This is a genomic window from Mesorhizobium sp. M4B.F.Ca.ET.203.01.1.1 (assembly GCF_004791025.1).
GTDB classification, from domain to species: domain Bacteria; phylum Pseudomonadota; class Alphaproteobacteria; order Rhizobiales; family Rhizobiaceae; genus Mesorhizobium; species Mesorhizobium abyssinicae.
Genome location: NZ_SRUO01000168.1, coordinates 1 through 328, shown reverse-complemented (window position 1 = coordinate 328; position 328 = coordinate 1). Strand labels below are relative to the sequence as shown.

The 328-nt window shown below is 57.3% G+C and carries 1 pseudogene; it reads left to right on the top strand.

Annotation, left to right across the window (positions count from 1 at the left end):
- Positions 1-328, top strand: a pseudogene (locus EN846_RS34155) (catalase-peroxidase); the annotation flags it as partial.

Sequence of the window (328 nt, the reverse complement as noted above, 5' to 3'; positions counted from 1 at the left end):
ATCGAAGGCGCGTGGACGAGCCATCCGACCAAGTGGGACAACGGCTTCTTCGACATGCTGTTCAAGCATGAGTGGACGTTGACGCACAGCCCCGCCGGTGCATCGCAATGGGCGACGATCACCATTGCCGAAGAAGACAAGCCTGTTGACGTCGAGGATGCCTCGATCCGCACCATCCCGATGATGACCGATGCGGACATGGCACTGAAGGTCGATCCGATCTATCGTGAGATTTCGCTGAAGTTCAAGGATGATCAGGATCATTTCTCCGAAGTCTTCGCCCGCGCCTGGTTCAAGCTGACGCACCGTGACATGGGGCCGAAATCCC